The sequence below is a fragment of the Moorena sp. genome (assembly GCF_982860115.1).
Map to the genome: position 1 here is coordinate 25,689 of NZ_CEYLVT010000037.1, position 10,414 is coordinate 36,102.

Here is a 10,414-nt window from a genome sequence, read left to right on the forward strand (position 1 = left end):
TCAACGACGATGAAGGGGATCTAAACCCTTAACAACATCCATGGGCAAACCCATCTATAGTCTAGAAACCTTAATCAGAATTAATAAGCAAAAATACCTACTGAATATGACTCTCATATTCAGTAGGTATTTTTAACTAAAATGTGTTTACCCTGAACAAAATTTGGAAAGCGTGAACCACCTCAGTCCCTTTCACCACAGTAAATACAGCTTTCATAAGCAATAAATTAATGATTTTCGGAGATAATAGGATATAAGGATAGGTAAATGGCTAAATAAAACTAAATTTGATTAAAAATTAGCTAATAAGTGCCTTTGACACCAGACTAATTAGTCTGCTTTAATCTACTGACGTGGGTAAAGAAATGTTAAGTAGCAAAAATCAGTGTTGATCAAATTTGCCGAAAACCCCGACTATGACTATTTCTTGATGCAGTTGCTAATCAATAAAACCCGTAAAACAAAGCCGGTACTCGCTCATGGGGGGGATCCTCAAAACCGCGCTACCTCGCTGCATCGCTTGTCGAAAATTATCCCCATATGACCACCTGACCATCTCCCTACCTATTTTCTCCACGATTGAAACGGCAGTAATAGCACAACAGCTGTACTGGTCGCAATCGGAAATTGAGGAGGGTGATGATTACGAGTATGGCTACTGTGAGTGGGGTTAGCCCGAGCAGCAGGTTAGTAGTAATAAATACTTATCTTAATAGGATGACCGCCTAATGTCAACCACAAGGAATGACCCCCTTCACCCTAGAAGAGGCTTGTCATCATGCCTGTGTTGCCATCATTTGCAGTGCAGTGCTCCGGTTGTCTTAAACCTTTACCGTTCATTAAGTCTGTTCTTAGAAATACAGTTTTCTAAAAAAATTTGTCGCTACCCCTAGGAAAATTTGTAAATTTTTGTTACAATACTTAAGTAGCGATGCTAAGGTTAAGCTAGTCACTCTTGACAAAGCAAATCTAAAGAAAATGTAAAATTAGCGTTGCTCAAGCAATGCAGCGAGGTAGCGCCGCCAAAGGGGGTTCCCCCACCATGAGTGACTAGCAGTGCGGCCAAAAGGAGTTTTCCCCACTCGCGCTTTGCATAAAGACATTCAAGAATGAATTTAAATGGTCTGGTTTTGGTAAATCCCCCGTTGCTTCCCTAATTTTGGGTGAAGTTGAGGCTTTTGTTCCCTGCCCCGGTGCCCTTGCAGTCGTCGAATTAAATTCGCCGCGAGTCGCACCGGCAAATTGGGGGGCTAGCGGGACGGAAATATACCTATAAATCTGCCTTGCCATGTAAATTCTTCCATAGCAGTCGGTACATCCAAACAAGCAATCTCCAAACAACACAATTATGGTTCAAGCTAAACCTAATCCAAAATCACTAAAGCTCTCTCCTTCACAGTCAGAGCAGATTATCCAATTCCACCATCCAGAAAAGTACCGCACCTCAGAGTGGTACACCGGTCATGGAGAAATCGCTGCTAGTGGAGACGGTCGCTCTTTTGAAATCTCTGCTACCTATGCGCTAAAGGCAACAGTTAAATTAGTAGACGGAGTTTTCAACCCTGCCAATCCCACCTTGGCAGAGGTTTACAGTCGTCGCGGTCGTTGTGTGGCAATTGTGGATCAGACCGTAGATGAGCTTTACGGAGCTTCAATTCGCCGCTACTTCGAGGAATATGAAATTCCTCTAAAGTTGCAGGCTTGCCGCGCTTGGGAATCTGACAAAACTCCCGAAACCGTCCACCGCTTGCTGAAATTTTTAGGTAAAGATGGCTGCGACGTATCTCGCAACGAACCGGTACTAGTGGTAGGCGGCGGTGTGCTGAGTGACGTAGCTGGACTTGCCTGCGCCCTGCAGCACCGACGCACTCCTTATATTATGGTCGGAACCACGGTTGTGGCTGCTATCGATGCTGGTCCATCCCCCCGCACTTGCACCAACGGTGCCCAATTCAAGAACAGCATTGGATCCTATCATCCTCCAGTAATGACTTTGGTAGACCGCAGTTTCTTCCGTACTTTGGCGACAGGTCACGTCCGCAACGGTATGGCAGAAATTATTAAAATGGCAGTCACCGATGATCTGGTTCTGTTTGAGTTAATGGAACAATACGGTCCGCGCTTGGTGGAAACTCACTTTGCGACCATAGATGGCGATGAGAAACTCGCAGCGATCGCTGATACAGTCATCTATCGGGCATTGTTTTCCTACATGAAGCATGAAGGAACAAATATGTTCGAGACTTACCAAGACCGTCCCCACGCTTATGGTCACACCTGGAGTCCTCGCTTTGAACCTGCTGCCAAATTAATGCACGGTCATTCTGTCACCATTGGCATGGCATTCGGCGCGACTTTAGCTGCAGAGATGGGCTGGGTCAAACCAGAAGAACGCGATCGCATTATCGCTTTGTGTCGCTCTCTCGGTCTGTCTGTTTACCACCCCATCCTAGAAGATATTGACCTGATGCTTGAAGGTCAGAAAAATATGCGGCGCAAGCGAGGAGAAGGGGGTTTGTGGGCTCCATTGCCGACAGGGATTGGTTCCTGTGATTACGCTCAAGAAGTATCGTCAGGATTGCTACAACTAGCCATTGACAAGCATAAGCAATTATGTTCTTCTTTTCCTGATGATGGAAAAGGCACAGAAATGTACCTCAGCGACCTCGGCCTTGAATAAAAGGAGTAAAAATGAGTAACCTACTACAAAGTCCCCCAACTCCAAGGCCCGTAACTCCCTTAGGAATTTTAGTCCAACAGCTGGAAGGGATCGTGGAGATGGCCGAACAGGAGAAAGTACCCGCTGCTCTGATGGCGTCTCTCCAACAAGCACTAGCCCTAGCCGCTGGAATCGACCCTTACCTTGAAGAATGTGCGACTCCAGAGTCTCCTGCCCTAGCGGCCTTAGCCAAGAAAACGGCAAGAGAAGATTGGAGCAAGCTTTTCTCAGATGAAGAAACCGTGCGCCAGTTGGAGCAAGAGATGCTCTCTGGGCATATTGAGGGACAAACCCTCAAGTTGTTTGTCTACATGACTAAGGCCAAGCGCATCCTAGAAGTCGGAATGTTTACTGGATATTCTGCTCTAGCCATGGCAGAAGCCTTGCCTGAAGATGGGGACTTGGTTGCCTGTGAAGTCGATCAATATGTGGCCGACTTTGCCCGTGCTTGCTTTGAAGCATCCCCCCACGGCAGCAAAATTAAGGTGGAAGTCGCTCCCGCTTTGGAAACCTTAGAAAAGTTGGCAGATGCCCAGGAATCCTTTGATTTGGTGTTTATTGATGCTGATAAGAAGGAATATGTCGATTATTTCAAGGTCTTGCTAGACAGGGATGTATTGACTCCTGGTGGCTTTATCTGTGTGGATAATACACTCCTTCAGGGACAACCTTATTTACCCCCAGAGCAACAGACTGCCAATGGAAGTGCGATCGCTAAATTTAACCGGTTTGTAGCGGATGACCCCCGAGTCGAACAAGTGTTACTACCGTTGCGAGATGGTTTAACTATCATCCGACGCACCTAGATAAATTACGATCAGACAATAAACAAAAGGCAATGAACAGCTCCATTGCCTTGTTCTTCCCCTAGTAAATAATGATTGCTTTCCTAAAAAATATCGGCACCTTAACATTACTGTTAATTGCCTTACCTCTGAATGCCACTCTTGTCTTTATTTCCCTAGTAATCAATTGGATAACTTCTCCATTTCGCAGAGGACGAATACCTGTTGAAGGTTCCAAAAACATTTTGATTACCGGGGGCAAAATGACCAAAGCCCTACAACTGGCTCGCTCTTTTCATAAGTCTGGGCACAATGTCTTTTTAGTTGAAACTCATAAATATTGGCTATCTGGTCACCGATTTTCTAATGCGGTTAAAGGGTTTTATACCGTGCCAGCACCAGAAAAATATCCCAATGGTTATTCCCAAGCCTTACTAAAAATTGTTCAAAAAGAAAACATTGATGCCTTCATTCCCGTATCTAGCCCAGTAGCGAGCTATTATGATTCCGTCGCTGGAACGTTACTCTCCCCCTACTGCGAAGTCATCCACTTTTCTCCTGACATCACCCAGATGTTAGACGACAAATTTACATTGTGCGAGCAAGCCCGTTGTTTGGGATTATCAGCACCAAAGTCTTTCCTAATTACCGATCCACAACAAATTCTGGATTTTGACTTCAAAGCAGATGGGAGTCGGTATATTCTCAAAAGCATTCGGTATGATTCAGTCTCTCGCTTAGACATGACCAAGTTTCCCTTTGAAGGAATGGAAGATTATGTCAAAAATCTTCCTATTACAAAGGAAAACCCTTGGACAATGCAAGAGTTTATTACCGGTCAGGAGTATTGCACCCACAGTACAGTCCGCAAGGGAAAAATTAGACTTCACTGCTGTTCCCCATCGTCTCCCTTCCAAGTCAATTATCAGCATCTTGATAAACCTAATATATATTCATGGGTGGAGAAGTTTGTCAAGGAATTAAATTTGACAGGACAAATTTCCTTTGACTTCATTCAAACCGAAGACGGCACCGTCTATCCCATTGAATGTAATCCTCGCACCCATTCTGCTATCACCATGTTTTACAATCATCCAGGATTAGCAGATGCTTATCTTAAAGATAGTGAGGATGAAAATGAACTACCGATTGTGCCCCGCCCTGACAGTAAGCCAACTTACTGGCTCTATCATGAAATTTGGCGGCTGACTGAGATCAGGTCATGGTCAGCTTTACAAGGGTGGATTCAAAAGATTGTCAAGGGTACAGATGCCATTTTTCAAGTCAACGATCCCTTACCCTTTTTAACCGTACCCCATTGGCAAATTACATTACTCTTATTAGAGAATTTACGGAAACTAAAAGGCTGGGTAAGGATTGATTTTAATATTGGTAAGTTAGTAGAATTGGGTGGGGATTAAATAGCGTTCGGCTTACTATTCGCCCTATCAAAAAAGTTGAGCAATATATGTTACCAAGTAACAGCACTTCGGACAGGGAATCTACCCTCAATCATCCCACCATCGGTATCATCGGTTGCGGCAATATTGGAGGGCGACAAGCCGCTAATTTTCTAGCCCATGGCTACTCGGTCTATGTCTACGACATCAATCCAGATGCCATGGCTCAGTTGCAGCCTTTAGGTGCCTGCATTGTCCAGAGTTGTGCCGAACTTGCCACTTATTCGGAAATAATCTTTACCGCCCTACCAACTCCAGCCGATGTGATCACAGCCGTGCTAGAGGGTCCGCAGAACCTCTCTCAAGGATTGCGTTCGGGCAGTGTCTATATAGATCTTACCACCAACTCTCCCGAAACCATACTCAGACTTCATCAAGCCATGGAGCAACTGGGGGTTGAAATGTTAGATGCCCCCTTTAATGATTGCCCTGTAGGTGCCGAAACCAAAGGTGGTATGGGTTTAGCAATTATGGCCAGTGGCTCAAAAGTAACCTTTGAGCGAGTGCAGCCTATCCTGGAACTTATGGCTGATCGAGTTCTCTACTGTGGAGAGATTACCACGGGGACTAAATGCAAACTCATCCACAACGCAGTAAATGCTGTTGCAGTCCAAGCCGTGAGTGAAGGAATTACTTTAGGTTTAGCCCAAGGCATACCCCTAGAAATTATTTGGGATACCCTGCGGTTTGGATCCTTTGGTCAGAGTGCTGGGGACATCCACGGTTTACCCCACTATTGGTTTTCCCGGCGCTGTGATGACAGCTCTAAGCACCCAGCCTTTACGGTTAAACTACTGCATAAAGATTTGCGGATTGCTCTAGGGATGGCTAATCAGAGTAATATCTCTGTTAACCACTTAAGCTTGACAGTCAAAGACTATGAAGAAGCAGAGCGACGGGGTTGGTCTAACTACGCTACCACCAAAGTCCGCTGCCTGCAAGAAGAGCGAGCTGGAGTGATCGCTAAAGCCGCTCTACCTGTAATCTCCAGTGACACCCAACCGCAACCCCAGTCTACCCCCACGGGGATAGAGGATTCTACGAGCAAAAAAGGGATATTCTCTGTGTTGGCTGTGTTAGTCCTAGTGCTAGGGAGCAACCTTTTTCAATTAGGATTACACTGGCTATTCCGCAGTCTAAATTAATATTGATAATCATTACATATATCTAAGCTTACCCCGCTGGTAAGGTTTGTCAGCATCTGTAAATGCTAGCTCTTTTATAGATAATTAAGTCTAGATTACAGTTGTTTTCAGCACCTTTATCCTGTTATTTATCATTGTCGAAATTTAGTTTGTAACCTGCAAGCATAATCTCAGGACTGATTACCTAATAGCTAGCATGAACATTAAGCCCTGACTGAATGCGCTATTATAAATAGCTACATTTTTTATTTTTTATGCTATTTATTTTTAATAAATATTTCTAAAAAAGATGAATGCTCAAGGTAAATTATCACGGATACAGTACCTCTATTCATTTCCAATAGATTCTTTAGCTGCATTATTAGGTAGCCTAATCTGTCTATCTTTATCACCAATCTTTATCCGTTTGAGTGAATTAGAAATAGGACCAAATGCTACGGCATTTAATCGTTTTTGGATTGCGGCTGTTGCCTTTGTAATACTGAATAGCTGGTTAAATGCGGGTCAGCACAAGCAGGACGCTGAACCTGAAAAAAACAAAACTCATCTGGGATCAGAAACAAGGCTACTGATTGCCGATGGTTTGCTTTTAGCGATGGGTACAATATGTTGGACTTGGTCTTTAACCCAGACCAGCGTTGCTAACTCTAGCATTATTCATAATTTCATTCCGATATTTACTATCTTAGGAGGGTGGCTAGCTTTTGGTAAGCTCTTTGACCGTCGATTTATCCTGGGTATGTTGGTTGCGTTCGCTGGAATGGCGTTACTAGAAATAAATGCCCTGTTGTCATTTAGAATAGGCCCACAACTACTAGGGGATTTCGCCGCCTTACTCTCAGCAATATTTTTTGGGGTACACCCATTAATCGCAGAGCAACTTCGCACTAAGTTTAACTCTGTGACAATTATGACTTGGTCTTCAACAACCAGTTTTCTGTTGCTATTGCCTGTTACTGTCTTTGCGAAAGAGCAACTTTTTCCTAGTTCCGTAACTGGATGGTTTTCAGTAATCGCCCTAGCCGTCGTTGGTCAAATGTTGGGTATAGGACTTTGGACTTATTGCCTCAAAAAGATATCTTCAGGGTTTGCTAGCCTAGTTGGGTTGATTGTTCCTGTTTTTAGTGCCCTGGAAGGTTGGGCGATTTTATCAGAACCTCTTAGTTTTTTAGCCTTAGTCAGCTTTGTGGTGATATTAGTAGGAATGTTTTTGGCGATTTCTAGCAGATCGGCTATTAAACCTGCAATTGAATCTGCTAATAATTGAGTTTAACTACTGCATCTATCAAAATTTGATATTAGAAACATCGAAGTATTAACATTAAACATTTGTAGTGCCATATAATCAAATGAGCATAGATTTAGTCAATAAGATTAACCATCCCTAGCAATCGCTCATTAACCCCTAAACAAACATAATGCCTAAACAAGTTGGGATTGCACTCACGTTTATCATCTTCCTGCTGTTATTTACAGCAGTGGGCATTTACTCGGCAACCCGCAAACAAAATACCACTACCGATTATTTACTGGCTAGTCGCAATGTCAACCCTTGGCTGACAGCACTATCAGCAATGGCAACTGGTCAAAGTGGTTTATTATTCATCGGTCAAGTAGGTTTTGCCTACAAAATAGGGATTTCCTCTCTCTGGCTGACGATTGGTTGGGCAATTGGCGACTATCTTGCTTGGTATTTTATTTTCAAACGGTTGAGACAGCTCTCTGAGGAAACCGCTTCAGATACTGTCTCCTCCTTTCTCAGTCAAAATATGAAAGGATCCCGTTTCATTGCTATTATCTCTGCTATAATTACTATTGTATTTCTAGGTTCTTACGCCGCAGCCCAACTGGTAGCAGGAAGCAAAGCACTCAATGCTGTGTTCGGATGGAACTATAATTTAGGCATCATTATAGGAGCAGTAATTGTCGTCATTTACTGCTTTTCTGGGGGAATTCGCGCCTCAATTTGGACCGATGCTCTACAAGCAATAATCATGATCGGTTCCTTGTTAGTGTTGTTAGTGGTGGCGGTTGCGAGTTGTGGTGGAACCGAGCAACTGTGGCAATCTTTGGCAGGCATTGATCCAGCTTTAATCAACTGGAATTCTTCTCAGCAACCGTGGGGATTTGCGCCTTTCTTTATTGGTTGGGTAGTAGCTGGTTTTGGTGTGGTGGGACAACCCCACATTATGGTGCGCGCTATGGCGATTGACTCAGCGGACAACATTGCTTTTGCCAGAAATCTCAAAGCTGCTTTGGGGTTAGTAACCTCGATATCGGCTATGGGTATTGGCTTAACAGGGCGAGTGCTGATGCCGGATTTGTTGGCTTCGGGGGATCCAGAATTGGCACTTCCTTACCTATCGTTGAAATTGTTACCAGTAGTTTTAGTGGGATTGATGCTTGCTGGGCTGTTTTCTGCCACTATGTCCACAGCAGATTCTCAAATACTCTCTTGTTCAGCTGCCCTAACCCAAGATATTTTTCCGGCTGCAGCTAAATCTTACAAATTCGCAAAGGTAGGAACCCTAACTGTAAGCACCTAAACAAAATTAATTTCCTACTACGAATCTCTGTAACCCTTACATCGTAAGGCTTTGAGTTTTGCAAAATGTGTAATTAATTTTGTGCACCTGCTTAACAGCAGTAGTTTTGGTAATCGCCCTACTTGGCAATAACAATGTCTTTGCTTTAGTGACTTTTTCTTGGTCGGCTTTGGCTTCAGGTTTGGGCCCTTTATTAATCTTGAGAGTTTGGCAGCGACCTGTTAATCTCATCACAGCGATCGCAATGATGGGAATTGGGATTGCTACAGCTTTGATTTGGAATTTAGGACTTGATTTGTCCAGTGCTATTTATGAAGTGCTTCCAGGTATGGCTGCAGGAATAGCCGTCTATGGAATTGCTCAGTTTTTGAAACATCCTAAATAATTGGGTTTTTAGTTGTTTAGTTTAGTTCTTTATAAGAGTAGATTATTTATGTCAGTACTTCGCATTCTTCATTTAGTTGGCTCTGCAGACAATGACTTTTACTGCGATTTGTCACGCCTTTACGCTCAAGACTGTATTGCCGCAACGACAAATCCTGCCCTCTACGAATTTCATATTGCCTACATCACCCCCGATCGCCAATGGCGGTTTCCCTCATCCCTCAGTAGCGAAGACATCGCCGCAGCCAAACCCATGTCCCTCTCTGAGGCTGTAAAGTTCATAACAGCACAAAGTATTGACCTAGTGCTGCCACAAATGTTTTGCATTCCTGGCATGACTGAATACCGTGCCCTATTGGACTTGCTTAATATTCCCTATGTGGGCAATACCCCAGATTTGATGGCACTAACTGCCCATAAAGCCAGAGCTAAAGCGATTGTGGCAGCGGCAGGAGTTAAAGTACCTTTTGGAGAACTACTTCGCCAGGGAGACATTCCCACCATTAAGCCGCCAGTAGTGATCAAACCTGCTAGTTCTGATAATTCTTGCGGAGTAGCTTTAATCAAAAATGTCGCTGACTATGACACTGCCCTGAAAACAGCATTTGAACATTCAGATGAGGTCTTAGTGGAAGAGTACATTGAACTGGGTAGAGAAGTCAGATGTGGAATCGTTGTCAAGGACGGCGAGTTAGTGGGTTTACCCCTGGAAGAGTATCTGGTGAATTCCCATGACCACCCGATTCGCAACTATGAGGATAAACTAAAACGAACAGAAGATGGCGACTTGAGTTTGACTGCTAAGGATGGTGTTAAGGCTTGGATGGTAGACCCTAGTGACCCTTTAACAGAGCCAGTTCAGGAAGTAGCCAAGAGGTGTCATCAGGCGTTGGGCTGTCGCCACTACAGTCTTTTTGACTTCCGTATCGACCCACAGGGGCAACCTTGGTTTCTAGAAGCAGGGTTGTATTGTTCTTTTTCTCCTAAAAGTGTGATTGCTTCTATGGCCAAAGCATTGGGGATATCTGTAAATGATTTGTTGATGACAGCGATTGATGAAACGTTAGTTGATAAGGCTGCGTAAACGGAATAGAGAACGGGGTTGCTGATCCAAAGAATGAATATGAGTGGGGTGGGCATCCTGCCCGCGCGAAAAGATCGCCGAACGGGCAAGATGCCCATTCCACAAGATGCCCGTTCGGGCAAGATGCCCATTCCACAAGATGCCCGTTCGGGCAAAATGCCCATTCCACCCACAAGATGCCCGTTCGGGCAAGATGCCCATTCCACCCACAAGATGCCCGTTCGGGCAAGATGCCTATTCCACCCACAAGATGCCCGTTCGGGCAAGATGCCCATTCCACCCACAAGATGC

6 protein-coding genes and 2 pseudogenes are annotated in these 10,414 nt (G+C 44.3%); all 8 read left to right on the plus strand.

Going from position 1 to position 10,414, the window contains the following annotated elements; all coding sequences use genetic code 11:
* The first annotated feature begins 1,348 nt into the window (after positions 1-1,348).
* The gene (locus AC4II3_RS09115; protein WP_488012305.1) at positions 1,349-2,680 is read left to right on the plus strand and encodes a sedoheptulose 7-phosphate cyclase; all 1,332 of its coding nucleotides are present in this window, start codon (positions 1,349-1,351) and stop codon (positions 2,678-2,680) included.
* A gap of 11 nt (positions 2,681-2,691) precedes the next feature.
* Positions 2,692-3,525 (plus strand): O-methyltransferase, encoded by an 834-nt coding sequence (locus AC4II3_RS09120; protein WP_488012307.1) that lies wholly within the window; start codon positions 2,692-2,694, stop codon positions 3,523-3,525.
* A gap of 71 nt (positions 3,526-3,596) precedes the next feature.
* Positions 3,597-4,925 carry an ATP-grasp domain-containing protein gene (locus tag AC4II3_RS09125; RefSeq protein WP_488012309.1) on the plus strand — a complete coding sequence of 443 codons (1,329 nt, stop codon included), beginning with the start codon at positions 3,597-3,599 and terminating at the stop codon, positions 4,923-4,925.
* 47 nt (positions 4,926-4,972) lie between these two features.
* Positions 4,973-6,109 (plus strand): NAD(P)-dependent oxidoreductase, encoded by a 1,137-nt coding sequence (locus tag AC4II3_RS09130; RefSeq protein ID WP_488012311.1) that lies wholly within the window; start codon positions 4,973-4,975, stop codon positions 6,107-6,109.
* Positions 6,110-6,398: 289 nt separating this feature from the next.
* The gene (locus AC4II3_RS09135) at positions 6,399-7,376 is read left to right on the plus strand and encodes a DMT family transporter (protein WP_488012313.1); all 978 of its coding nucleotides are present in this window, start codon (positions 6,399-6,401) and stop codon (positions 7,374-7,376) included.
* Positions 7,377-7,527: 151 nt separating this feature from the next.
* Positions 7,528-8,646: pseudogene (locus tag AC4II3_RS09140) on the plus strand (sodium/proline symporter); the annotation flags it as partial.
* 103 nt (positions 8,647-8,749) lie between these two features.
* A pseudogene (locus AC4II3_RS09145) lies at positions 8,750-9,040 on the plus strand (sodium/proline symporter); the annotation flags it as partial.
* A 48-nt stretch (positions 9,041-9,088) separates the two neighbouring features.
* A complete protein-coding gene (locus tag AC4II3_RS09150; RefSeq protein ID WP_488012315.1) occupies positions 9,089-10,123 on the plus strand; it encodes a D-alanine--D-alanine ligase family protein in 1,035 nt (344 codons plus the stop codon).
* Positions 10,124-10,414 lie beyond the last annotated feature (291 nt).